This is a genomic window from Postechiella marina, from assembly GCF_039538365.1.
GTDB classification, from domain to species: domain Bacteria; phylum Bacteroidota; class Bacteroidia; order Flavobacteriales; family Flavobacteriaceae; genus Postechiella; species Postechiella marina.
Map to the genome: position 1 here is coordinate 1 of NZ_BAABCA010000024.1, position 648 is coordinate 648.

Below are 648 nucleotides of genomic sequence, written 5' to 3' on the forward strand. Positions count from 1 at the left end.
GGAAGCGCGGATCCGCGCCAAAGCCTCGATGCTCGATGAAGCCCGTCGGATTGACGTTCAACAGGTTGAAGCAAAATAACGTGTTGGGAAGCGATACGCTTCCCGTGTATGATTGAACCTGCGGGCGCGAGGCGCCGGGGTTCATTTTTGTATATATAAAGAGAATAAACGTGGCAAAGAACATTCAAGCCATCCGTGGCATGAACGATTATCTGCCGGGCGAAACCGCTCTCTGGCAGCGCATTGAAGGCTCACTGAAGCAGGTGCTCGGTAGCTACGGTTACAGCGAAATCCGTTTGCCGATTGTAGAGCAGACCCCGTTATTCAAACGCGCGATCGGCGAAGTGACCGACGTGGTTGAAAAAGAGATGTATACCTTCGAAGACCGCAATGGCGACAGCCTGACGCTGCGTCCGGAAGGGACGGCGGGCTGCGTACGTGCCGGCATCGAACATGGTCTGCTGTACAATCAAGAACAGCGTCTGTGGTACGTCGGGCCAATGTTCCGTCACGAGCGCCCGCAGAAAGGTCGCTACCGCCAGTTCCATCAGATCGGCGCCGAAGTGTTTGGCCTGCAGGGCCCGGACATCGACGCGGAGCTGATTATGCTGACCGCGCGCTGGTGGCGTGAGCTGGGCATCTCCGAGC

At 57.1% G+C, this 648-nt stretch carries 1 protein-coding gene; it reads left to right on the forward strand.

The annotated features are described in order from the left end of the window. Window positions 1-170 precede the first annotated feature (170 nt). Window positions 171-648 (forward strand): histidine--tRNA ligase (locus ABD715_RS17780; protein ID WP_344789679.1); only part of this gene is annotated, 478 nt, incomplete at its 3' end.